This is a genomic window from Rhizobium sp. Pop5 (assembly GCF_024721175.1).
GTDB lineage: Bacteria > Pseudomonadota > Alphaproteobacteria > Rhizobiales > Rhizobiaceae > Rhizobium.
Window position 1 is genome coordinate 1 of the sequence record NZ_CP099401.1, and the last position, 21455, is coordinate 21455.

At 60.3% G+C, this 21455-nt stretch carries 25 protein-coding genes and 1 pseudogene; 21 read left to right on the plus strand and 5 right to left on the minus strand.

Going from position 1 to position 21455, the window contains the following annotated elements; all coding sequences use genetic code 11:
- The 3 genes from repA (at window position 1) to repC (ending at window position 3708) form a co-directional block, all read left to right on the plus strand.
- Complete coding sequence (gene repA, locus NE852_RS25730) at window positions 1–1218, plus strand: plasmid partitioning protein RepA (RefSeq protein WP_258156906.1); 1218 nt, start codon at window positions 1–3, stop codon at window positions 1216–1218.
- Window positions 1215–2204: a plasmid partitioning protein RepB gene (gene repB / locus NE852_RS25735; RefSeq protein WP_008530134.1), complete on the plus strand. Its 990-nt coding sequence runs from the start codon at window positions 1215–1217 to the stop codon at window positions 2202–2204. The genes repA and repB overlap by 4 nt, the downstream gene beginning before the upstream one ends.
- Before the next feature lie 199 nt (window positions 2205–2403).
- On the plus strand, window positions 2404–3708 hold the full coding sequence (gene repC / locus NE852_RS25740; RefSeq protein ID WP_008530135.1) for a plasmid replication protein RepC: 1305 nt from the start codon (window positions 2404–2406) through the stop codon (window positions 3706–3708).
- Between the two features lie 57 nt (window positions 3709–3765).
- Here the strand turns inward: repC and NE852_RS25745 are convergent, their stop codons facing one another.
- A complete protein-coding gene (locus NE852_RS25745) occupies window positions 3766–4089 on the minus strand; it encodes a type II toxin-antitoxin system RelE/ParE family toxin (RefSeq protein WP_008530136.1) in 324 nt (107 codons plus the stop codon).
- A complete protein-coding gene (locus tag NE852_RS25750) occupies window positions 4089–4370 on the minus strand; it encodes a type II toxin-antitoxin system Phd/YefM family antitoxin (protein WP_008530137.1) in 282 nt (93 codons plus the stop codon). Before NE852_RS25750 ends, NE852_RS25745 begins: the two co-directional genes overlap by 1 nt.
- Before the next feature lie 642 nt (window positions 4371–5012).
- Between NE852_RS25750 and NE852_RS25755 the strand changes: the two genes are divergently transcribed.
- The 7 genes and pseudogenes from NE852_RS25755 (at window position 5013) to NE852_RS25785 (ending at window position 7893) form a co-directional block, all read left to right on the plus strand.
- Window positions 5013–6050 carry an AraC family transcriptional regulator gene (locus tag NE852_RS25755; RefSeq protein ID WP_037172642.1) on the plus strand — a complete coding sequence of 346 codons (1038 nt, stop codon included), beginning with the start codon at window positions 5013–5015 and terminating at the stop codon, window positions 6048–6050.
- A 268-nt stretch (window positions 6051–6318) separates the two neighbouring features.
- Window positions 6319–6417 (plus strand): annotated as a pseudogene (locus NE852_RS25760) (FMN reductase); the annotation flags it as partial.
- A gap of 15 nt (window positions 6418–6432) precedes the next feature.
- The gene (locus tag NE852_RS25765) at window positions 6433–6630 is read left to right on the plus strand and encodes a hypothetical protein (protein ID WP_008530139.1); all 198 of its coding nucleotides are present in this window, start codon (window positions 6433–6435) and stop codon (window positions 6628–6630) included.
- A gap of 31 nt (window positions 6631–6661) precedes the next feature.
- Window positions 6662–6829 carry a hypothetical protein gene (locus tag NE852_RS25770; protein WP_008530140.1) on the plus strand — a complete coding sequence of 56 codons (168 nt, stop codon included), beginning with the start codon at window positions 6662–6664 and terminating at the stop codon, window positions 6827–6829.
- A gap of 9 nt (window positions 6830–6838) precedes the next feature.
- The gene (locus NE852_RS25775; protein ID WP_164841432.1) at window positions 6839–6994 is read left to right on the plus strand and encodes a hypothetical protein; all 156 of its coding nucleotides are present in this window, start codon (window positions 6839–6841) and stop codon (window positions 6992–6994) included.
- Window positions 6991–7572 (plus strand): alpha/beta hydrolase, encoded by a 582-nt coding sequence (locus NE852_RS25780; protein WP_008530142.1) that lies wholly within the window; start codon window positions 6991–6993, stop codon window positions 7570–7572. Before NE852_RS25775 ends, NE852_RS25780 begins: the two co-directional genes overlap by 4 nt.
- Window positions 7573–7584: 12 nt before the next feature.
- Window positions 7585–7893, plus strand: coding sequence for a hypothetical protein (locus NE852_RS25785; RefSeq protein ID WP_008530143.1), 309 nt, complete (start codon window positions 7585–7587; stop codon window positions 7891–7893).
- A 57-nt stretch (window positions 7894–7950) separates the two neighbouring features.
- Here NE852_RS25785 and NE852_RS25790 read toward each other — a convergent pair whose 3' ends face one another.
- The 3 genes from NE852_RS25790 to tauA are packed head-to-tail and all read right to left on the minus strand — an operon-like array spanning window position 7951 to window position 10660.
- Window positions 7951–8805: an ABC transporter permease subunit gene (locus NE852_RS25790; RefSeq protein WP_008530144.1), complete on the minus strand. Its 855-nt coding sequence runs from the start codon at window positions 8803–8805 to the stop codon at window positions 7951–7953.
- Window positions 8802–9590 (minus strand): taurine ABC transporter ATP-binding protein, encoded by a 789-nt coding sequence (locus NE852_RS25795; protein WP_008530145.1) that lies wholly within the window; start codon window positions 9588–9590, stop codon window positions 8802–8804. Before NE852_RS25795 ends, NE852_RS25790 begins: the two co-directional genes overlap by 4 nt.
- A gap of 56 nt (window positions 9591–9646) precedes the next feature.
- Window positions 9647–10660, minus strand: a complete 1014-nt coding sequence (gene tauA / locus NE852_RS25800) for a taurine ABC transporter substrate-binding protein (protein ID WP_008530146.1) — start codon at window positions 10658–10660, stop codon at window positions 9647–9649.
- Between the two features lie 476 nt (window positions 10661–11136).
- On the opposite strand from tauA, the gene NE852_RS25805 reads away from it, so the two are divergent.
- The 11 genes from NE852_RS25805 to NE852_RS25855 all read left to right on the plus strand — a co-directional run bounded on the left by NE852_RS25805 (window position 11137) and on the right by NE852_RS25855 (window position 21452).
- Window positions 11137–11832: a GntR family transcriptional regulator gene (locus tag NE852_RS25805; protein ID WP_008530147.1), complete on the plus strand. Its 696-nt coding sequence runs from the start codon at window positions 11137–11139 to the stop codon at window positions 11830–11832.
- 472 nt (window positions 11833–12304) lie between these two features.
- Entirely contained in the window at window positions 12305–12907 is a 603-nt protein-coding gene (locus NE852_RS25810) for an amino acid synthesis family protein (RefSeq protein WP_258156907.1), read from the plus strand.
- 16 nt (window positions 12908–12923) lie between these two features.
- Window positions 12924–13766: an alpha/beta fold hydrolase gene (locus NE852_RS25815; RefSeq protein WP_008530151.1), complete on the plus strand. Its 843-nt coding sequence runs from the start codon at window positions 12924–12926 to the stop codon at window positions 13764–13766.
- Complete coding sequence (locus tag NE852_RS25820; protein WP_008530152.1) at window positions 13763–14698, plus strand: flavin reductase family protein; 936 nt, start codon at window positions 13763–13765, stop codon at window positions 14696–14698. Before NE852_RS25815 ends, NE852_RS25820 begins: the two co-directional genes overlap by 4 nt.
- The gene (locus NE852_RS25825) at window positions 14695–15735 is read left to right on the plus strand and encodes an LLM class flavin-dependent oxidoreductase (protein WP_008530153.1); all 1041 of its coding nucleotides are present in this window, start codon (window positions 14695–14697) and stop codon (window positions 15733–15735) included. The genes NE852_RS25820 and NE852_RS25825 overlap by 4 nt, the downstream gene beginning before the upstream one ends.
- Window positions 15736–15739: 4 nt before the next feature.
- The gene (locus tag NE852_RS25830; protein WP_008530154.1) at window positions 15740–17203 is read left to right on the plus strand and encodes an aldehyde dehydrogenase; all 1464 of its coding nucleotides are present in this window, start codon (window positions 15740–15742) and stop codon (window positions 17201–17203) included.
- A gap of 4 nt (window positions 17204–17207) precedes the next feature.
- The gene (locus tag NE852_RS25835) at window positions 17208–17531 is read left to right on the plus strand and encodes an NIPSNAP family protein (protein ID WP_008530155.1); all 324 of its coding nucleotides are present in this window, start codon (window positions 17208–17210) and stop codon (window positions 17529–17531) included.
- Window positions 17532–17579: 48 nt separating this feature from the next.
- Complete coding sequence (locus tag NE852_RS25840; protein ID WP_008530156.1) at window positions 17580–18590, plus strand: ABC transporter substrate-binding protein; 1011 nt, start codon at window positions 17580–17582, stop codon at window positions 18588–18590.
- 111 nt (window positions 18591–18701) lie between these two features.
- Window positions 18702–19574 carry an ABC transporter permease gene (locus tag NE852_RS25845; RefSeq protein ID WP_008530157.1) on the plus strand — a complete coding sequence of 291 codons (873 nt, stop codon included), beginning with the start codon at window positions 18702–18704 and terminating at the stop codon, window positions 19572–19574.
- Window position 19575: 1 nt separating this feature from the next.
- A complete protein-coding gene (locus tag NE852_RS25850) occupies window positions 19576–20376 on the plus strand; it encodes an ABC transporter permease (RefSeq protein WP_258156908.1) in 801 nt (266 codons plus the stop codon).
- On the plus strand, window positions 20373–21452 hold the full coding sequence (locus NE852_RS25855) for an ABC transporter ATP-binding protein (RefSeq protein WP_008530160.1): 1080 nt from the start codon (window positions 20373–20375) through the stop codon (window positions 21450–21452). The genes NE852_RS25850 and NE852_RS25855 overlap by 4 nt, the downstream gene beginning before the upstream one ends.
- The last annotated feature ends 3 nt before the right edge of the window (window positions 21453–21455 follow it).

A 21455-nucleotide genomic window follows, 5' to 3' on the forward strand; every position in this document is an offset into this window, starting at 1 on the left:
ATGCCGACCAAGGCCGCGATTGTTGAGAAAACCAAGAGGGCGGGTCAGGTCTCGATCGACGAGACGATTGCGCAGGACTCGACAATGCTCAGCAGCCAGTTGCAAGTGCTGTTCGAGCGGCTGTTTTCACCTGACGCCCGCAAGTCGCTGCGGCGGTTCAGCAGCACCGAGGCTGCCAAGCTGCTCGGCGTCACCGACAGCTATGTTCGCCACCTCGCCGCCCAGGTGGAAACCATTAATCCTGAGAAGACGGCCACCGGTCGCCGGGTGTTCTCGCTCGAAGAAATCCATGCGATGCGCCAGTACCTCGGACGCACCAAACCGTCCTATCTGCCGATGCGCCGGCCGGGCGATCATCTGCAGGTGATCGCCGTCACCAATTTCAAGGGCGGCTCCGGCAAGACGACGACATCAATCCACCTGGCGCAGTTTCTGGCGCTGCGTGGCTACCGGGTGCTCGCCGTCGACCTCGATCCGCAGGCATCGATGTCGGCCATGCTCGGATATCAGCCCGAATTCGACGTCGGTGAAAACGAGACGCTCTATGGCGCTATCAAATATGACGAGACGCGCCGGGATGTTGCCGACATCGTCCGCCAGACCTATTTCCCCGGCCTCGATCTCATCCCTGGCAATCTCGAACTGCACGAGTTCGAACATGATACCCCGAAGGCGCTGGCCGACACCAACCGAGACGACAAGGACATGTTCTTCATGCGGGTCGGCAATGCGCTGCACTCGCTGGAACAGAGTTATGATGTCGTTATCATCGATTGCCCCCCTACCCTCGGCTTCCTGACGCTGTCCGCGCTCTGCGCCGCGACCGCCGTCCTCATCACCGTCCATCCGCAGATGCTCGACGTGGCGTCGATGAACCAGTTCCTGACGATGACCTCCGACCTTCTGGCCGTGGTCAAGCAGGCGGGCGGCAATCTCGACTATGACTGGATGCGCTATCTGATCACTCGCTACGAGGCCAATGACGGTCCGCAGGCGCAGATCGTCGCTTTTCTGCGCAGTCTGTTTGGCGAGCGCGTGTTGACCTCGATGATGGTCAAGTCGACTGCGGTCTCGGATGCCGGTCTGTCAAAGCAGACGATCTACGAGGCAGGGCGCGAGACGATGCATCGCCAGACCTATGACCGCGGCGTCAAATCCGTCGACAGCGTCAATGCCGAGGTCGAGCAACTCATCCGCAGTGCATGGAGCAGGACATGAGCCCAAAAGGTCGCGATATCCTGAAGAGCATGGTCGGCTCGGTGGAACCGGCACGACCGGAGGCGCCCAGCGCGCCGCCGGCGCATCGGCCGTCGGGAGCGGTCAAGGCGATGAATCTGTCGCTTGGACGGCTGGGTGAGGAGGCCGCCGCCGCCAAGGCGTTGCGCGAATCCCTCGCCTCCGGCGATAAAGTGCTGGAGATCGATCCGGCCGCTGTCGAAATGTCCTTTATCCGCGACCGCATTCCGGTCGACCACGATGCTGAATTCGAGAGATTGAAACAGTCGATCCAGGAAAGCGGGCAGCAGGTTCCGATCCTGGTGCGGCCGGATCCCGTGAAGGCCGGGCAGTACCAGGCCGCCTATGGCCACAGGCGCCTGCGCGCAGCCGCGGAGATCGGGGTTCCCGTCAAGGCCGTCGTCCGCAAGCTGACGGATGAGGAGCTGATCCTAGCGCAGGGTCAGGAAAATGGTCCCCGCGTCGATCTCAGCTTTATCGAACGGGCGCTGTTTGCACGGCGCATGGATGAACACGGCTTCAGCCGCGACATGATTGCCAAGGCGCTTGCAACAGACAAGCCCGAAACGTCAAGGCTCCTGCAGGTGGCACTGACGATCGATCCGGAGATTATTCTTGCCATCGGGCCGGCTCCCAAGGTCGGGCGTCCGCGCTGGTTGGCCTTTGCCGAGAAATTCAGGGAGCCCGGTGGACAGAAAAAGGCGCAGGCTGCAATCCGTGCCGGTGGATTCGAAGCGCTGGAGACCAACGGCCGCTTCGACGTTATCTGGAAGACGCTGGAGGAGAAGAACGTTTCGGAGCGGACCGAGCAAACGCTTCGGACCCAGGGCGGCGCGGAGCTTGCTTCGGTATCCCGCTCCGGCAAAACCTTTCGCATCACCGTCAAATCGGCGGCGTTTTCGGAATTCCTGGCTCGGCGGTTGGCAGGCCTCGCCGTCGAGTTCGAAGAGGAAAATGAGGGAAAATGAGGCAGTTAGACCGATTGTCAGCTGACAATTGGGATAGGAGATAACGCGCAAAAGAAAAAAGCCCCCGAACGTCACCGTCACGGAAGCTTTCCTCGTAGTCTTGAACACCTCCGAGAATCGCACTTCCGAGAATCGCTGTCAAGAGTTTTTGGCGCCGTTTTGGCGAGCGGATTTCTTTTGCCTCGTTGAGGTGGAAGATATGGAAACCGGAAGTATAACGACGCCGTTCGGGCGGCGGTCGATGACGCTTGGCATGCTTGCAAGCCAGGTCGCGGCAGGTGAGATCAGCCCCGATCAGTCGGTCGACAAATGGAAATTGTTTCGCGCTTTGTGCGAAGCAAAGCCGCTGCTCGGCATCACCGATCGTGCGCTTGCCGTGCTCAATGCACTCTTGAGCTTTTATCCGAAGAACGAGCTGGCCGAGCAAAACGGCTTGATCGTATTCCCGTCGAATATCCAGCTTTCATTGAGAACGCATGGCATGGCCGAACAGACTGTCCGGCGGCATCTCGCGGCACTCGTCGAGACGGGCCTGCTGCTGCGCAAGGATAGTCCCAACGGCAAACGTTATGTCCGCAGGGACAGGGCAGGGGAGGTCGACGAGGCCTTTGGCTTCTCGCTGGCGCCGCTACTAGCCCGTGCCGAGGAGATCGAACGGCTCGCTGCCGAGGTCATGGCCGAGCGACTGCACGTCCAGCGTCTGCGCGAACGCATCACCCTTTGCCGCCGCGATATCGCAAAGCTGATCGAGGCTGCCGTCGATGAAGAGGTTCAAGGGGATTGGCAGGGCCTATATCAGGAATTTCGGGATCTGATCGACGGCTTGCCGCGGTCGCCGACGACGACACAGCTCGAACAGCTGCTGGACGAGTTGACGGCCCTCAGGGCAGATATCCTCAACCGATTGGAAATTCGGATTAAATCAACAAAACAGCGCGGCAATGCCTATCATTCCGAGCGTCACATACAGAATTCAAACCCCGAATCCACTTCTGAACTTGAACCAAGCTTCGAAACGAAGCAGGGCGCAGCGGCGGAGCAAGATAACGGGCGAGGGGCCGTGGCGATGGAAGGGAAGAAGCACGAAGCTGCGAGTACGACCAGGCCGGAAGAACGGCAACATGGACGGCCGGGCGGTCGTGATGATGCTGGCGGGCTGAAATCCTTCCCGCTTGGTTTGGTTCTGCAGGCCTGCCCGGAAATTCTGGCCTACGGGCCGGCTGGCACGATCCGCAACTGGCGCGAGCTGATGACTGCAGCCGTCACGGTTCGATCGATGCTGGGCGTCAGTCCGTCAGCCTATGAGGAGGCCGCAAATGTGATGGGTGCGGAAAATGCTGCGACCGTGATGGCTTGCATCCTTGAGCGCGGCGGCCACATCAGTTCGGCCGGCGGTTATCTTCGCGACCTGACGCGGCGAAGCGAAAAGGGAGAATTTGCAATCGGACCGATGCTGATGGCGCTCCTGCGGGCAAATGCGCCGGCCGGCCAAAAGGTGGGATAGGTTTTCGGCTGCTGCCGGCAAATTCTTTCGAAACGGGGAGGGGCGATGTGCGGAATTTCAGCGGATGAGCCTTCGCTCCAGGAAAGCCTGCATGTCGCGGCGCCCGTCCACCACACAATAGACGATAACGTCGGTGCCCATGATACGATAGATCATACGCCAGGGTTTGTGATGCAGTTCCCGATATTCGGAGATGCCGATGCCGGCCAGTTCCTTTGGAATGTTTCCGCGGCCGGGGAACTCTTCGAGGTCGGTACAGGCGTTTTCGATTTCCGTCAAAATGCGTTCCGCCGTCTCCGTTCCGTCACGACCGGCGATGAAGCGATAGAGATCCTCGACGTCGCGCTCCGCGTCTTCTGCGAAAAGAACACGATAAGGCATCAGGACTGGCTGTCGGCCAGACGCTTGCGAATGCGCGAGAAGGATTCCGCAGCAGGGCGCGTTTTGCCTTCCTCGACCTGCCGATTGGTGAGCGCCAGCACCTTCAGGAGCGCCAGCGTCTCCTGTGTTTCTTCATATTGGCCGACATCCTGAAGGATCGCTTTCGCTTCGCCATGAAGGGTAATGACGACGGGCTGCGGGTTGTCTTTCAGCGTCCGGATGATTTCGGGCGCATGCGCCTTGAGATAGCTGATCGGCTTGACCTGTTCTGACAGCTTCATGGGAGTACTCCATTTCGACCAGAATATAGATCATTAAATGGTCGATTGGAAGAGCGGCCGGCCGTTCCCGACATGCGATTCGGGGCATTCATGCCCGCCTGCCTTTTCCCTCAAGGGCTTCGAAAGGGAATGTCATTTCTTATAATAAACTTTGGAACCACCACGCACGATGCTTTGCTTGGTGGGCCCTTGCGATCAGTAAATTATCTACGATTGCCCTATCTCAGAACCGTTCAAATTGGGCGATCGGTCACGCTGGCGACTATCCGGCGTCAACGGGATAGTGCCTGCGGAATTGGGATAGTTGATGCGCTATCCATGGTATTGATTGCACTGTAGTTATGGCGTTGTGTTGTCTTGCAATGCGGTCGGCAGAGTCGAATCAATTCGACCGTGCGACGGTTCTGCCTATACGTGCTGATGATTTTCGGAATCTAAAGTAAATCTAATTAAAATCAAGCTTTATATGGTCGACGTTGAGCAGTTTAAATTTGAATCGGCTGAAGATATACATCAATTGATGGATCGTTGCGCATTCATTCCACAATCAAGACTTTGTCCGTTCTGGGTAGCCAGCCGGGTCGATGCGGGCCGGCACGAAGGCAGGTTCGAAAATCGGAAGAAAGCCGTGAGTGAAATTGCATGGTAGCGCAGGGTTCAAGCCTTTTGGAGCACGCGCCTGCGAATGGATCGTACGCCTTTACTCCGAGCCATCAAGGAAATGACTTCGAGTCGATGGTTCATTCCTATTCGATGAGTTATGGGCGCATCGGAGCGCAGCCATTGACGAATGATCGGACGTTTTCATGGGCCGCCGACGTTCAGCGAAAAGGCGCGCTGACATTCATCCATGCCTACTACAAGAACCCGTGGCGCATTCGAACATTGGATGAAACTCCACAACATTTGACGATATATATGCCGCGCTCCGGATCTTTTCGAACGTCTATCGGGACACGAGCGATTGAAGGAAGGGTCGGTCAATTACTCATGGCGAACAACCATGAGCTCGGCGATCGTTTCATGCATGGCCATCAAAACGCTTCTGACCTTCTTTGTCTCGATTGGAGCGTCGTGATACGCACGGTTACGGCGCTTCTGGAGAAACCGGTCCTGGAGTCGCTTGATCTTGAACCGGTTCTCGACCTCACAAGCCCATCGGGTCTAATTATCGGCAATCTCGTGGGCACGATCATGCAAGGCATGCGTAACAACGGTCCGCTCCTGTCATCACCCCTTGGTCTTTCGATGCTGAGCGAAGCAATTGCGGATCTTATCATCCGGTTCACACAGCATCGTTTTACGCCGTGTTTGGAACAGAAGATATCGGCGATCGCCCCTTGGCATGTTCGGCGTGCCATCGACTACATGCACGCAAACATCGGAGAACCATTCACGATCGCAATGGTTGCCGACGCCGTCGGCGTCTCGCTTCGTGCGCTCCAGAACGGTTTTAAGACCTTCAGAGGGACATCGCCCGGCGGTTATCTGCGCGCCATTCGGCTCCAAGCTGCCCATGACCAACTGGCCGATCCCTTGAATCAAAAATCGGTTCGCGAGATTTGCGCAATTTGGGGCTTTTTTCATCCCGGCAGGTTCTCGATTGCCTACCGCAGTGCGTTCGGCGAGTGTCCGAAGGATACGCGCACGCGGGCAGCAGGGGCGCTCTCCGCCCATTGAAAAGGTCTCGTGCGGTAGAGTCGTTTCGCGTTGCGGTCGAAGCGATTGACGACCGCCCATAGGTCGAAGACAGAATGGGCCTGGCAGCTTCCGAAGCTGCTCGGCCCGGCGACCGATGTTTCCCAAAAATTGCAAGACGAGCACAGCTTTTGCGCGCTCAAGCCGTGGCGAACATTTTTTTCAACGGCGCGAATAAGGAGAGACGCACATTCCTTTAATCCATCAATTTTATAGACAATATTGAGGATACTTAGAAAGAGAAAGAACCATGGCAGCTTTCAAACTCGTCGGCATAGCTGGCAGCTTTAATCGTCCTTCGAAGACACTTGCACTTGTGCAGCACGTCTGCGAACGCACGAGCCTTCGCTAAAGGATCGTCGCCATGGCCCGATCTCAGGAAGCGACGATTACGGATGCCGACAGGCCGGGAGCGGGCGAGCAATTGTGGAGCGTATTCGAATTCGCCCGACGATATCGTCTCGCTAAACGCGAGGAAAACCGCCTGCTGATGCTCTACGGACCGGAGGCATCGCTTCGTGATCTTCTCGCCAATGCAAGGCGGCATTCGCTGATTTCCTAGCGAAAAATATCGGTCCCGACAGGAGGTTCGCATGAAGCTTGATTTTCATATCTGGCTGAAACTCGTGACCGGTCGCCTCTTCGAGGTGAAGGCGCGGGAGTCCGTGAACGCATCATTGGCGCGGGACGAGGAACGTGACCGCTCCGCACGCGAATACGAACTCCATTATTGGGGCGCCTTGCCCGGGCTTTGGTATTGAGGAGATGGCGTGATGGCAATTGTCGTTGAGACCGGACGCGGCCGGCGTGGAGCGAGAAGAGCAACGGGCAGCTTCATGTCGCAATTCAGGAATGCGGTCGGAATCTGCACGATCGCCGGTTCTTTCACGTTCCTGTTCGCCCTGGTGATCGGGATGATCCGATGAGCGGTGTCCTTATCCTCCCCGGCCTTTTCGGCTCGGGCGAAGGGCATTGGCAACAGTACTGGCTGCAGGATCAGCCGGACAGCCGTTGCGTTACCCAGGACGATTGGGATCATCCGAACCTCGACAGCTGGCTGCCGAGGCTGGAGGACGCGCTTGAAGAAGCCGGCGAGGCCTATCTGGTGGCCCATAGTCTCGGGTGCCTGCTGGCGGCCCGGCTAGCCGGACGAAGTGCGGCACGTCGCGTGAAGGGGGCATTGCTCGTTGCTCCATGTGATCTGCCGCCCACGGAAATTCTGCATCCCGGGCAAATCTCGTTCGGCGATATGCCGGCTGCTGCTCTGCCTTTCCCGAGCATCGTCATCGGCAGTATGAATGACGCTTACATGACGGTCGACCGTCTGACGCTGTTCGGCCGCCTGTGGAATGCCGAGACCAGGAATATCGGCCTTGCCGGGCACATCAATGTCGCCAGCGGCTTCGGCCGCTGGCGCACCGGCTACCGGTTATTGGACGCATTGAAGGCGCGTTCGCGCACGCGAAAGCGTCTCGCTCCCCTGCCGTCGGTTTTTGCAGTGTGAGATGGAGCTGGAATGTCCGACATTGTCGCCGACCTCTTGCACCTCAGCGAAGATCCCGATGCCGATCCGAGAAGCAGACGGCGGCAGACGATGGAGCGACTGGTGCAGGCGCTGCTTGCCATGGTCGATAGCGGATTCGGTCCGGACGACGTGCAGAACCGCCATTCGATCATCCATTTGACCACGATCATCCGCGACATGACCGGAAGGATCGCCGAGGCAGACGATGCGACATTCCAGGCAATCGTCAGGGAGGCGGCGATGCTGATACGCAGCTTGGAACGCCGCCGAGCCGATGCAGCCAGGTTTACCGTGCATTGACGCGCGACCTCCCGGAGCATGAGCAGGCGGCGATCCTGCGGGGCGAAGGCGCCCCGCTCAGAGTTTGCCCTTCCACGGCACCAGGAACGCCTCCAGAAAACGAATGACGGCCGAGAAGGTGAAGGCGCAGATCGCGATGATGGCGATGCCGACGAAGACGACGTCGGTTGCCAGGAACTGCGAGGCCGACATGATCATGAAGCCGATTCCGCGCGTCGAGGCGATCAATTCGGCGGCAACCAGAGTGCCCCAGCCGACGCCGAGCGCAATGCGGATTCCGGTCAGGATTTCGGGCAGGGCGGATGGCAGGACGATGTCGAGGAAGAGCTGCAGGCGGCTCGCGCCCAGCGAACGTGCGGCATTGACGCGTTCGATCGGGAGCGAGCGAACACCGGCCTGGGCCGAGAGGCAGATCGGCGCGAACATCGCAAGCACCAGCAGCGTGATCTTCGATGTCTCGCCGATGCCGAGCCAGATGATCATCAGTGGCAGGTAGGAGAGCGGCGGAAGCGGCCAGTAGAACTCGATCGGCGCGTCGAGCACGCCTTTTGCCCAGCGGTTGAGGCCCATGAGCAAGCCGAGCGGAATGCCGGCGGAGATGGCGATAAGGGCTGCGACCACGATGCGGAACAGGCTCGCAAAGACATGTTCGGACAGCGACGCCCCGGCATAACCGTCGTGATAGATGACGCCGAACTGCGTCAGCACTTCGTCAGGGCGCGGCAGGAAGAGGTGCGGAACGACGCCGAGCGCGGATACGACCCACCACAGGAGCAGGATGGCGAGGGCCGTGGCAATGCTGATCGCCACCGTGGATTTTTCGCCGGCGCCGAAGCCTGCCATTTTCACCAGCTTGACTTGGCGGTCCGCGGGATCGCCTGTAATCGGCCTGGCCTGGACTATATCGCTCATGCGGCGCTCCTGAAATCTTCGCTGCTGTGGAGAATGGCTCGGATCTCCTCGCGCAGTTCGGCAAATTGCGGTGACGCCTTAATCGATCGGGCATCGCCTGTTTCGGCAAAACGACGGATGAAATCGAGATCGAAACGCGCAACGACGCGCCCGGGCCGCGGCGACATGACGAGCACCTGCGTGCCCAGGAACAGAGCCTCTTCGATCGAATGCGTGATGAAGAAAACCTTCTTTGCCGTCTTGTTCCAGACGGACACCAGCAGTTCCTGCATCTGCTCGCGCGTCAGGCTGTCGAGCGCGCCGAACGGCTCGTCCATCAGCAGGATGTCGGGATTTGTTGCCAGAGCCCGTGCGATGCCGACGCGCTGGCGCATGCCGCCTGATAGCTCGTAGGGGAAGGCACCGGCGAATTCGGCAAGGCCGACGAGCCCGAGAAGCTCCAGAGCGCGAGTTTGGCGCTCTTTCCGGGCTACGCCGGCGAATTTCAAACCGAGCGCGACATTGTCGACGACGGATTTCCAGGGCAGGAGCGAGTCCTTCTGAAAGACGACACCGCGATCGGCGCCCGGCCGTTCGACCGCGCGGCCATCGAGCGTGATCCGGCCATCCGAAAGCGGAAGAAAACCCGCAATCGCGTTGAGAAGGGTTGATTTGCCGCAGCCCGAGGCCCCGAGTGCGACGACGAAACCGCGTTCGGGAATATCGAAAGACACGCGATCAAGCGCGTGCACGGTCCGCCCGTCGCGGGCTGCGAAGAAAACGCTGGCGTGGTCGACTTTAAGCATATGGGAACTCGCACGTTAGGCGCCGGCGCGGCAAGCCGCGCCGGCGTCGGGGAGGATCAGTTGCTGACGCCGGCGAGCGCATCCGCGGTGACGAAGTTTCCGTAATTGTCCAGCACGCCGGATACCTTGCCCTGCTCCTTCAGGAAGGATGCTGTGTCCTTGAGGATCTTGCCGGCGCCCGCCTTTTCGCCGCCGCCGAGCCAGGCATCCGACGCCTGGACTTCGGGGGAAAGCAGCGTCAGGTTCTTCAGTGCCGAGGCCTGCTGCTCGGGCGTTCCGCCGAGAAGCTTGGCGAGCGACTTGGCGTTGTCGCTGTCGGGACCCCAGGCGGCTTTGTCCGAAGCGAAGGATGCGTAATATTTGGTGATGACCGAGGCGAAGCCCTTGAGGAATTCCGGGTTATCGGCGGCGAACTTCGAGGTCGCGACCCAGGCCGAGAAGGTCGGCGCACCCTTGTCCGCCACATCCTTCGAGGTCACGAGCACCTTGCCGTTCTTCTTCAGTTCGGTCAGCGCCGGATCCCAGACGAAGCCGCCGTCGATATCGCCGCGATTATAGCTGGCGACGATCTCGGGCTGCGGAATTGCGAAGACCTGGACGTCCTTCTCGGTCAGGCCGAGCGATTTGATCAGCGCCAGGAGCTGATAGTGGTCGGTGGAAACAGGCGCGGCGGCAAGCTTCTTGCCTTTGAGGTCATTCAGGCTTTCGATGCCGGAACCGTTGCGGACGACGAGAGCCTCGTCGATTCCCGAGATGGAGGCGAGGTAGAAGGCCTTGACCTCCAGCCCGCGCGACACCGCAGCCGCAAACGGGCTGGAGCCGACATAGCCGACCTGGACATCGCCCGAGGCAATGGCCGCAAAGATCTCGGCGCCGGAATTGAACCTGCGAAAGTCGATGTCGTATCCCGTCGACTTGGCGAATTCACCATTCGCGATTGCCACCGAAGACGGCAGGGCGTCGGTCTGATAGCCGACGACAACCTTCTTGTCCGCCGCTTCGGCGACAACAGCCGCCGCAAAAGTGCCGACGCCGATTGCGATCGCGGCAACTAATTTTTTGAAATTCATCTTGAGCCCCTTTGTTCAGGGCCACATCCGGCCCTTGATCTCACCCGCAAAAGGGTAATGGTTGAGAACGGCCTAGCGGGAGAAATAACAAACTATATTTATAGACTAAGAAGACATTTGTTTTCGTGATTCCGTCGCTTGCGCGATCCCAAGGACGAGTGAGCGAAGGTCTTCGAAGTTTCAGTGGCGCGTCGCATCGTCGGATGCCGTTTGCATATTCGGCTCCGGCCCGACGATGATCGATCAGGTTTGGGCTCTCCGCGCCCCCGTCCGTAATGGCAGGCTCGACGTGCTTTTTCGCGCTGCGGCCGCCGCGGATTGCCCAGGCATAGGCTGACGATCCCGGATTGACGCGGTGCTGTTGAATTGCCTGCCGCCGGCAGCTACAGTATCTGGTACGCCATAATACGATTTCCGAATTCGACTGCCGCGGCGATGTTCGTACGCATTAAGCTGGTCCAACAATGAGGTGCAGAATGAGCGGTGCTCTGAAGGAGGCAACAATCAGGGTCGAGCGTCCTGCGAAGACATTGCGGGAATTGGCGCTCGACAAAGTCCGCGAAGCCATTGTGAATGGATATTTCCGTCCCGGCGACCGCCTTGTCGAACGCGATCTCTGCGCCCAGCTCGGCGTCAGCCGGACCGTCGTGCGCGAAGTTCTAAGGCACCTGGAATCGGAAGGCCTCGTTGCCAATCTGCCGAACAAAGGGCCGATCGTCGCCCAGCTCGATATCGAGGAAGCCAAACAGATTTATGAGATCCGCGGCGCGCTTGAAGGCATGGCCGCCCGGCTGTGCGCGGAACGCGGCAGCCCCGAGATTGTCGATGCGCTGGAAGAATCCCTCACCGGAATCCGTAACAGCTACCGCGACAATGATATGGCGGCTGTGCTCGCGAATACGTCTTCCTTCTATCAGACCCTGTTCACGATGGTCGACAGGCACGTCGCCTGGGGTGTCGTCAACCTTCTCACCGTGCGCATAAACCACTTGCGCTCGATGACGATCAAGACGGAGCGGCGCGGCATCGAAGGGCCGGCGCAGATGTCGAAGATCGTCGATGCCATCCGTCGCGGCGACGGCGAGGGCGCCTACCGGGCGGCGATGGACCATGTCGCCGCCGCCTGCGCAATCGCCGAAGCGGTGTTGTCGGCCAAGAAATCCGCCGAGTAAGGCCAGACAGCCGCCGCAGCTTCCATTGGAGGCCGGGCGAAGCATTCGTGCCATCGATCACTTATCATCATGCCAATCACGAATCCGGAGAGTCGGTACTCCCGGCTTGACACGCAAGTTTGCGCGATGTGATGGTATGCCATAATAAATAACATATAAGGCGGCATTACCGGAATCTTGAGCAGCCTGCTTCTTGCGCGCCTGCGGGCCGGCCTTCGCAAGGTCTTTGTCAGCTGACAACGATGGGCAGAAATGGAGAGACTGTTGCCGGGCCTAAGCGTGTTTCGTTGGCCAGCTTGGAAATCCTTGGGCATGGAGTGACGGGGCTGCGGTCAATGCGGCGTGCCAGCAGAACTGGTAATGTGTTGTTTTGGCAGGGTATTTTAAGGATGGCTCGCGGATCCTAGAACCAACTTGACACTACGATACTATGGTATACCATAATACCTAATAACGGGATTGAGGTATTCAGATGGCCATTCAAATTCGCAAGACGGGACTGCAGATCGAAACGACGCTGATCGAGGGCGGCAAAGCTGCGGCCGTGCCGCTGAAACTGTTTTCGGCCTTCGCCGTCGTGAACAACCCCTGGGCGGGGCGGGGCTTCGTCGAAGACCTCAAGCCGGAAATCCATGAGGCAGCCCCCGTGCTCGGCGAATTGCTGACCAAGATGATCATCGACGCGGTCGGCTCCGGCGAGGCTGTCGAAGGCTACGGAAAGGCCGCCGTCGTCGGTCTGAACGGCGAGATCGAACACGCATCCGCGCTGATCCACACGCTGCGCTTCGGCAATTTTTATCGCCAGGCCGTCGGCGCAAAGTCCTATCTCGCCTTCTGCAATACGCGCGGGCCCGCCAACGCGCCCATCATGATCCCGCTGATGGACAAGAACGACGAAGGCCGCCGCTCGCACTACCTGACCATCCAGACGTCGATCCCCGACGCGCCGGCTGCCGATGAGATCGTCGTGGCTCTCGGTGCTTCGGTGGGTGGGCGTCCTCATCATCGCATCGGCGACCGCTATCAGGATCTCAAAGATCTGGGGCAGGATGTTGCCAATCCGGCGGGCGTTTGAAGGGGTGGGCTCTGACATGCAGGCAGCCGGATCGATCTCAGGCGCCGCTGCAGCGAAGGACGCCGGTGCCCTGTCTCGTGAGAGGACGGCAGGCGGGACGGCCTATCACGAGGCCGGGAGCGGCGAGCCGCTGGTCCTGATCCATGGCGTCGGCATGCGGCTCGAAGCGTGGGCTCCGCAGATCGCATCGCTGTCCGGCGGATATCGCGTTATCGCCGTCGACATGCCGGGGCACGGCGAGAGCGCAAAGCTGCCGGTCGGCAGTCGCCTCGAGGAGTTCGTCGCCTGGTTCGGAGGCTTTCTCGACGAGATGGAGATCAATTCAGTGAATGTCGCCGGGCATTCCATGGGTGCGCTGGTATCCGGAGGGGCGGCCGCGACGTTCGGTCGACGCATCAAGCGTGTCGCTTACCTCAATGGGGTCTATCGCCGTGACCCGGAAGCAAAGGCCGCCGTACTCGCGCGCGCCGCGGCCATTCCGGTGACGGGCGTGGATAAGGAAGGTCCGCTGGCGCGCTGGTTCGGCGATGATCCGGAGAGCAATGCTGCTCGTGAGCTGACGCGGAAATGGCTCAACCTCGTCGACCCCCAGGGCTATGCTGTCGCCTACGCGGCCTTCGCCGGCGGAGACGAGACCTATGCCGATGGCTGGAAAGACGTCCGTGGTCCGGCGCTGTTCTTGACGGGGTCCGACGATCCGAATTCGACGCCCTTGATGGCGGAGCAAATGGCAGCGCTTGCGCCGAAGGGCTGGGTCCGCATCGTGCAGGGTCATCGTCATATGGTGAACCTGACCGCGCCTGAAATCGTCAATTCGCTGCTCGCTGAGTGGCTGTCGTCCGGGGAGGATGAGCGATGACAATCCAGACTGTCGATCCAAGGGCATTGCGCGACGCATTCGGCGCTTTTCCCACAGGCGTAACCGTCGTCACCGCTTGCGACGGGGAGGGGAACCCGATCGGGTTCACGGCGAATTCCTTCACTTCCGTCTCCCTCAACCCGCCGCTGCTCCTCGTTTGTCTCGCCAAGACCTCGCGCAATTTCGCGACCATGACCGGAGCGCGGCATTTCGCGATCAACGTGCTGTCGGAAACGCAGAAGGACGTCTCGAACACCTTCGCGCGTCCTGTCGAAGACCGGTTTGCGGCAGTCGAATGGGCCAAGGGATCATCGGGCTGCCCAGTCTTCTCGAGCGTTGCGGCATGGTTCGAATGCGCCATGGAGCAGGTCATCGAGGCCGGTGACCACGTCATCCTGATGGGACGCATCGAATCCTTCGACAATAGCGGCCGCAACGGTCTCGGTTATGCCCGTGGCGGCTACTTCACGCCGACGCTGGCAAGCAAGGCGGTTTCCGCCGCAGCCGAAGGCAATATCGAACTTGCGGCCGTCGTCGAACGCCGCGGAGAAGTTCTGCTCCTCGGCGAGGACGTGCTTTCTCTCCCATGCATTGACGCCCATGACGGCAACCCGACCGAGACGCTGGAAAAATACCTGGAGACGCTCACCGGGCTGAAGGTCAGCATTGGCTTTCTCTACTCGGTTTACGAAGGCAAGAGCGACGGCAAGCAGCACATCGTCTACCACGCCGTCGCCGGCGATGGGGAGCCCGCCAGCGGCCGGTTCCTGAAGCCCGACGCCTTATCGGGCGCGCAATTCAAGACCAGTTCGACCGCAGACATCGTCAACCGTTTCGCGATGGAAAGCTCGATCGGTAATTTCGGCGTCTATTTCGGTGACGAGACCGGCGGCAAAGTTCATCCCATTCCAGCCAAGGGCGCAAAAGCATGAAGTTCTCCCTCTTCGTCCATATGGAACGGCTCGACGCCAGCCAGAGCCATAAGAGCCTCTACGAGGAATTCGTCGCGCTCTGCGAGATCGCCGACAAGGGCGGCATGCATGCGATCTGGACGGGTGAGCACCATGGTATGGATTTCACCATCGCACCCAACCCGTTCGTCACCATCGCCGATCTGGCGCGCCGCACATCGCGGGCGAGGCTCGGCACGGGAACGGTGATTGCTCCCTTCTGGCATCCGATCAAGCTTGCCGGCGAAGCGGCTATGACCGACATCATCTGCGACGGAAGGCTCGACATCGGGATCGCACGCGGCGCCTATTCCTTCGAATATGAACGCCTGCTCCCGGGACTTGATGCCTGGGGCGCCGGCCAGCGCATGCGCGAGCTCATCCCGGCGGTCAAGGGCATATGGAAGGGCGACTACGCCCATGACGGCGAGTTCTTCAAGTTCCCCGCGACGACCTCGGCGCCGAAGCCGTTGCAGCAGCCGAACCCGCCGATCTGGGTTGCGGCGCGCGATCCGAACTCGCACGAATTCGCCGTCGCCAACGGCTGCAACGTCCAGGTCACGCCGCTCTGGCAGGGTGATGACGAGGTTCAGTCGCTGATGGACCGCTTCAAGGATGCCTGCGCCAAGAATCCCGATATCGCGCGGCCGAAGATCATGCTGCTGCGCCACACCTATGTCGGCTCGTCGGAAGAGGACGTCGCCCGGGCCGCCCATGAGCTCAGCGTTTACTACAACTACTTCTTCGCCTGGTTCAAGAATGAGAAGCCGGTCAACCAGGGCCTGATCGAGCGGATTCCGGACGAACAGATTAGAGCGAACGCCATGCTGTCGGATCAGGTCATGCGCACCAACAATGTCGTTGGCGACGCCGAGACCGTTATCGCGAGGCTGAAGGCCTATGAAGCGCTCGGCTATGACGAATATTCCTTCTGGATCGACACCGGCATGAGTTTCGAGCGCAAGAAGGCGTCGCTCGAACGCTTCATCGCCGAGGTCATGCCGGCTTTTCAGGAGTGAGACCATGCGGCGTTTCCAGCATTACATCGACGGCGAATTCTCCGATGGCGAGGCCCGTTATCCCAGTATCGATCCGGCTACCGGCGCGGTCTGGGCTGATATGCCGGAAGCGCGCGAGGGCGATGTCGACCGGGCGGTGAACGCCGCCGAAAAGGCGCTTTACGACGGTCCCTGGGCGAAGATGACGGCCACGCAACGCGGCAAGCTGCTCTATAAGCTCGCCGATCTCGTTGCCGCCAATGCGCAGGTCCTCGCCGAGTTGGAGACGCGCGACACCGGCAAGATCATCCGCGAAACATCCGCGCAGATCGCCTATGTCGCTGAATATTATCGCTATTATGCCGGAATATCAGACAAGATCGAAGGCTCCTACCTGCCGATCGACAAGCCTGACATGGATGTCTGGCTTCGCCGCGAGCCGATCGGCGTCGTCGCCATGGTCGTGCCGTGGAACAGCCAGCTCTTTTTGTCTGCGGTGAAGATCGGCCCGGCGCTGGCCGCCGGCTGCACCATGGTGGTCAAGGCTTCGGAAGACGGGCCGGCGCCGCTTCTCGAATTTGCGCGTCTCGTGCATGAGGCAGGCTTTCCCGCCGGCGTCGTCAATATCATCACTGGTTTCGGCGCCTCCTGCGGCGCCGCGCTCGGCCGTCATCCGAAGGTGGCCCACGTCGCCTTCACCGGCGGTCCCGAGACCGCGCGGCATATCGTTCGCAACTCGGCCGAAAACCTCGCCTCCACCTCGCTCGAACTTGGCGGCAAGTCGCCCTTCATCGTCTTTGCCGATGCCGATCTCGAAAGCGCCGCCAATGCCCAGGTCGCCGGCATCTTCGCCGCAACGGGACAGAGCTGCGTTGCCGGATCGCGCCTGATCGTCGAACGCAGCGTCAAGGACAGGTTCGTCGCTCTGCTGCGGGAGAAGGCTGAGGCGATCCGGATCGGCGCACCGCTCGACATGGCGACCGAAGTCGGCCCGCTGGCCACCAAGCGCCAGCAGGACAATATCGGCGCCCTCGTCGAAAGGTCGATCGAAAGCGGCGCCCGCCTCGTCACCGGCGGCAGCAAGATCGACGGCGAAGGCTTTTACTTCCCGCCGACAATCCTCGACTGCGACGATGTCGCCTCGCCCTCGCTGGTCGAGGAATTCTTCGGGCCGGTCCTGTCGGTCGTCTCGTTCGAGACCGAGGCCGAGGCGCTGCGACTTGCCAACGATACCCGTTATGGCCTCGCCTCCGGCCTCTTCACCCAGAACCTGACCCGGGCGCACCGGCTAATGAAGGGCATCCGCGCCGGCATCGTCTGGGTCAATACCTACCGCGCCGTCTCGCCGATCGCGCCGTTTGGCGGGTTCGGCCTGTCCGGTCACGGCAGGGAAGGCGGCATGGCCGCGGCGCTCGATTACACCCGCACCAAGACGATCTGGCTCCGGACGTCGGACGATCCGATCCCCGATCCTTTCGTGATGAGGTAGCGCCATGTTCTACGAAATCCGCACCTATCGGCTGAAGAACGGCACGATCCCGCAATATCTCAAGGTCGTCGAGGAAGAAGGGATCGAGATCCAGAAGAGCCATCTCGGCACGCTTGTCGGCTACTTCTTCTCGGAGATCGGGACGATCAACGAAATCGTCCACATCTGGGCCTTTGCGAGCCTGGACGACCGGGAGGCGAGACGCCGGAGGCTTCTGGCCGACCCCCGGTGGCAGGCCTTCCTGCCCAGGATCCGCGACCTGATCGAGGTGGCGGAAAACAAGATTATGAAGCCAGCAAGCTTTTCTCCCGGGAGCGAGGCGCACTGACGGCATAAGGCATACCCGCAGGACAAATCAGAACAAGGACAAGGGAACATGAAAACAACATTTGCATTCGCGGCGGTTGTCGCAGTCGTGGCAGTCTCCGCGCCGGCCAAGGCCGAAAATATGGTCTTCTCAAGCTGGGGCGGGACCACCCAGGATGCACAGAAGGCTGCTTGGGCAAGCCCGTTCACCGAAAAGACCGGCATCACCGTGGTGCAGGACGGGCCGACGGATTACGGCAAGCTCAAGGCCATGGTCGAGGCCGGCCAGGTCGCCTGGGATGTCGTAGACGTCGAAGGCGACTATGCCGCCCAGGCCGGCAAGAGCGGCCAGCTCGAAAAGCTCGACTTCTCCGTCATCGACAAATCCAAGCTCGATCCGCGTTTCGTCACCGACTATTCGGTCGGCAGCTTCTATTATTCCTTTGTCATCGGCTGCAATGCCGATGCCGTCAAAGCCTGCCCGAAGACATGGGCCGACCTGTTCGACACGACGAAATTCCCGGGCAAGCGCACATTCTACAAGTGGTCGGCTCCCGGCGTGATCGAAGCGGCGCTGCTTGCCGACGGCGTGCCGGCCGACAAGCTCTATCCGCTCGATCTCGATCGCGCCTTCAAGAAGCTCGATACGATCAAATCCGACATCATCTGGTGGTCGGGCGGTGCCCAGTCGCAGCAGCTGCTGGCATCGGCCGAAGCGCCCTTCGGCAGTGTCTGGAACGGTCGCATGACGGCGCTTGCCGCGACCGGCATCAAGGTTGAAACCTCCTGGGAACAGAACATCACTGCTGCCGATGCGCTCGTCGTGCCGAAGGGCTCGCCGAATGTCGAAGCCGCGATGAAGTTCATTGCGTTGGCGACTTCGGCCGAGCCGCAGGCTGCCCTTGCAAAAGCCACCGGCTATGCGCCGATCAATATCGACTCGGCCAAGCTGATGGACCCGGAGACGGCCAAGACCCTGCCGGACCAGCAGACGGCAAGCCAGGTGAATGCCGACATGAACTATTGGGCACAGAACCGCGATGCCATCGGCGAGAAGTGGTACGCTTGGCAGGCGAAATAAGCTGAAACTTGAGATGAACGGGCACGGCGAAAATCGCCGTGCCCCCGCAGCGCCAGTGCCATTCGGTTACACCTCGGCGCCTGCGGAAATTGACGGGTGGGAAGGACTGTCATGTCGACGTATAGCGATGCCTCCGGCATAATTGCGCCTTTGCCAAAGGCGCGCAGGAAAACAGGTTTTGGCGCGGTCGTTCCGGCTTTCGCCTTCGTCGGCATCTTCTTCATCGTGCCGGTGGCGATACTCCTGTTGCGAAGCGTGCTGGAACCCGTGCCGGGCCTCGGCAATTATGCGCAGCTGATCGGGTCTTCGACCTATCTGAAGATTTTCGCCAACACCTTCATCGTCTCGGGCCTCGTCACGGTGATTTCCCTGCTGATCGGTTTTCCCGTTGCCTGGGCGCTCGCGATCATGCCCGGACGGCTGACCTCGGTGATCTTTGCGATCCTGCTCCTGTCGATGTGGACCAACCTGCTGGCTCGCACCTATGCCTGGATGGTGCTGCTGCAACGGACGGGGCTCATCAACAAGATGCTGATCGGAATGGGCCTGATCGACAAACCGCTCGCGCTCGTCAACAACCTGACCGGGGTGACGATCGGCATGACCTATATCATGCTGCCTTTCATCATCCTGCCGCTCTACGGCGTGATCAAGAAGATCGATCCCTCGATCCTGCAGGCGGCAGCCCTTTGCGGCGCCAACCGGTGGCAGTGTCTGACGCGTGTTCTCCTGCCGCTGGCAACACCCGGCATGGCGGCCGGCGCGCTGATGGTCTTCGTCATGTCGCTCGGCTATTTCGTCACGCCGTCGCTTCTCGGCGGTACGGCCAACATGATGCTCGCAGAGCTGATCGCGCAGTTCGTGCAGTCGCTGGTCAATTGGGGAATGGGAGGTGCTGCGGCGCTGGTTCTCCTGGTGGTGACCCTCTCGCTTTATGCCGTGCAGCTGCGCTTCTTCGGCAACCAGAACCCGGGAGGACGTTGACATGTTGCTCAATTTCGACCGTCTCGGCTGGTGGAAATACATCCTTCTGGCGATCACGCTTCTGACCGCAGCCTTCCTGCTGCTGCCGATCCTCTTTATCGCGGCGCTGTCCTTCGGCTCATCGCAATGGCTGATCTTTCCGCCGCCGGGCTGGACGTTTCAATGGTATGGCGAGCTCTTCGCCGATCCGCGCTGGCTGGAATCGGCTTTGACGAGCTTCAAGATCGCGGTGATCGTGACGGTTCTGTCGGTGCTGCTCGGGCTCGTGACGTCATTCGGGCTGGTGCGCGGTTCGTTCATGTTCCGCGATGCGCTGAAAGCGCTGTTCCTCACCCCGATGATCCTTCCCGTCGTGGTTCTTGCGGTCGCCCTCTATGCCTTCTTCCTCAGGATCGGCCTTGGCGGAACGCTGACGGGCTTTGTCATTTCGCACCTGGTGCTGGCGTTGCCCTTCTCGATCCTGTCCATATCGAGCGCGCTGGAGGGCTTCGACAAGTCGATCGAGGATGCGGCGGTGCTCTGCGGCGCCTCACCCCTGGAAGCAAAGATCAGGGTCACGCTTCCCGCGATCAGCCATGGGCTGTTTTCGGCCGCCATCTTCTCTTTCCTGACATCCTGGGACGAGGTGGTGGTGGCGATCTTCATGTCCAGCCCGACCCTGCAGACGCTGCCGGTGAAAGTATGGGCGACGCTCCGGCAAGACCTGACGCCCGTCGTCGCTGCGGCGTCGACCCTTCTCATCCTTTTGACGATCATCCTGATGGCCCTGGTTGCCGTCGTGCGTAAGGTACTGAAACAATGAACGAACCATTCCTTCAGATCCGCGGCATACGCAAGGAATACGGCCCCGTCGTCGCCGTGCACGATGTCACGCTCGACGTTCGGCGCGGGGAGTTCCTGACCTTTCTCGGACCATCGGGATCCGGCAAGAGCACGACGCTCTACATCCTGGCCGGGTTTGACAATCCGACGAAAGGCGACATTACGCTGGAGGGCAAGACCCTGCTCGCCACACCGTCGCACAAGCGCAACATCGGCATGGTGTTCCAGCGCTACACCCTGTTTCCGCATCTGACGGTGGGTGAAAACATCGCCTTTCCGCTGAAGGTGAGGCGCAAGTCCAAGGCTGAGATCGACGACAAGGTGAAGGAGATGCTGCGCCTCGTCCGGCTCGAAGGCTTCGAGGATCGCAAGCCGGCGCAGATGTCCGGCGGCCAGCAGCAGCGTGTCGCACTCGCCAGAGCCCTTGCCTATGATCCGCCAGTGCTTCTGATGGACGAGCCGCTGTCGGCGCTCGACAAGAAGCTGCGCGAGGAAATCCAGCATGAGATCCGCCGCATCCACCAGCAGACCGAGGTGACGATCCTCTACGTCACGCATGATCAGGAAGAGGCCCTGCGGCTCTCCGACCGCATCGCCGTCTTTTCCAAGGGTGTCATCGACCAGATCGGGACCGGCCCGGAACTCTACGCCAATCCCAAGACCCGCTTCGTCGCCGAATTCATCGGCGACAGCGACTTCATTTCCTGCGACCTGCTGTCTTCTGCCGATGGGCAGGCCACCATTTCGTTTGGTGGCGGCACTGTCTTCAACCATATTCCGGTCCATGGAAAAGGAATATCGGGCAAGCGGGTAGCCCTGATGCTGAGGCCGGAGCGCATTCGGCTGTCGCGCGCCCAGGCGGCGGGAGCGGGCCTTGCCGCCACGGTCAGCGACATCACCTTCCTCGGCAACAACATCCATGTCTCGACTGAAACGGCGAATGGCGAGGCGCTGGCGGTTCGCCTGCCGTTCGGTCATGAGGCGATCACCGGCCTCAGCCGTGGCGACAGGGTGCATCTCGAGTTCGATCCCGGTGCCGCTCACGTGTTCTGCTGAGAG

What these genes read in the sequence shown, in the direction of transcription:
- repA (WP_258156906.1), top strand. Translation starts at nt 1, where the DNA reads ATGCCGACCAAGGCCGCGATTGTTGAGAAAACCAAGAGGGCGGGTCAG.
- repB (WP_008530134.1), top strand. Translation starts at nt 1,215, where the DNA reads ATGAGCCCAAAAGGTCGCGATATCCTGAAGAGCATGGTCGGCTCGGTG.
- repC (WP_008530135.1), top strand. Translation starts at nt 2,404, where the DNA reads ATGGAAACCGGAAGTATAACGACGCCGTTCGGGCGGCGGTCGATGACG.
- NE852_RS25745 (WP_008530136.1), bottom strand. Translation starts at nt 4,089, where the DNA reads ATGCCTTATCGTGTTCTTTTCGCAGAAGACGCGGAGCGCGACGTCGAG.
- NE852_RS25750 (WP_008530137.1), bottom strand. Translation starts at nt 4,370, where the DNA reads ATGAAGCTGTCAGAACAGGTCAAGCCGATCAGCTATCTCAAGGCGCAT.
- NE852_RS25755 (WP_037172642.1), top strand. Translation starts at nt 5,013, where the DNA reads ATGGTAGCGCAGGGTTCAAGCCTTTTGGAGCACGCGCCTGCGAATGGA.
- NE852_RS25765 (WP_008530139.1), top strand. Translation starts at nt 6,433, where the DNA reads ATGGCCCGATCTCAGGAAGCGACGATTACGGATGCCGACAGGCCGGGA.
- NE852_RS25770 (WP_008530140.1), top strand. Translation starts at nt 6,662, where the DNA reads ATGAAGCTTGATTTTCATATCTGGCTGAAACTCGTGACCGGTCGCCTC.
- NE852_RS25780 (WP_008530142.1), top strand. Translation starts at nt 6,991, where the DNA reads ATGAGCGGTGTCCTTATCCTCCCCGGCCTTTTCGGCTCGGGCGAAGGG.
- NE852_RS25785 (WP_008530143.1), top strand. Translation starts at nt 7,585, where the DNA reads ATGTCCGACATTGTCGCCGACCTCTTGCACCTCAGCGAAGATCCCGAT.
- NE852_RS25790 (WP_008530144.1), bottom strand. Translation starts at nt 8,805, where the DNA reads ATGAGCGATATAGTCCAGGCCAGGCCGATTACAGGCGATCCCGCGGAC.
- NE852_RS25795 (WP_008530145.1), bottom strand. Translation starts at nt 9,590, where the DNA reads ATGCTTAAAGTCGACCACGCCAGCGTTTTCTTCGCAGCCCGCGACGGG.
- tauA (WP_008530146.1), bottom strand. Translation starts at nt 10,660, where the DNA reads ATGAATTTCAAAAAATTAGTTGCCGCGATCGCAATCGGCGTCGGCACT.
- NE852_RS25805 (WP_008530147.1), top strand. Translation starts at nt 11,137, where the DNA reads ATGAGCGGTGCTCTGAAGGAGGCAACAATCAGGGTCGAGCGTCCTGCG.
- NE852_RS25810 (WP_258156907.1), top strand. Translation starts at nt 12,305, where the DNA reads ATGGCCATTCAAATTCGCAAGACGGGACTGCAGATCGAAACGACGCTG.
- NE852_RS25815 (WP_008530151.1), top strand. Translation starts at nt 12,924, where the DNA reads ATGCAGGCAGCCGGATCGATCTCAGGCGCCGCTGCAGCGAAGGACGCC.
- NE852_RS25820 (WP_008530152.1), top strand. Translation starts at nt 13,763, where the DNA reads ATGACAATCCAGACTGTCGATCCAAGGGCATTGCGCGACGCATTCGGC.
- NE852_RS25825 (WP_008530153.1), top strand. Translation starts at nt 14,695, where the DNA reads ATGAAGTTCTCCCTCTTCGTCCATATGGAACGGCTCGACGCCAGCCAG.
- NE852_RS25830 (WP_008530154.1), top strand. Translation starts at nt 15,740, where the DNA reads ATGCGGCGTTTCCAGCATTACATCGACGGCGAATTCTCCGATGGCGAG.
- NE852_RS25835 (WP_008530155.1), top strand. Translation starts at nt 17,208, where the DNA reads ATGTTCTACGAAATCCGCACCTATCGGCTGAAGAACGGCACGATCCCG.
- NE852_RS25840 (WP_008530156.1), top strand. Translation starts at nt 17,580, where the DNA reads ATGAAAACAACATTTGCATTCGCGGCGGTTGTCGCAGTCGTGGCAGTC.
- NE852_RS25845 (WP_008530157.1), top strand. Translation starts at nt 18,702, where the DNA reads ATGTCGACGTATAGCGATGCCTCCGGCATAATTGCGCCTTTGCCAAAG.
- NE852_RS25850 (WP_258156908.1), top strand. Translation starts at nt 19,576, where the DNA reads ATGTTGCTCAATTTCGACCGTCTCGGCTGGTGGAAATACATCCTTCTG.
- NE852_RS25855 (WP_008530160.1), top strand. Translation starts at nt 20,373, where the DNA reads ATGAACGAACCATTCCTTCAGATCCGCGGCATACGCAAGGAATACGGC.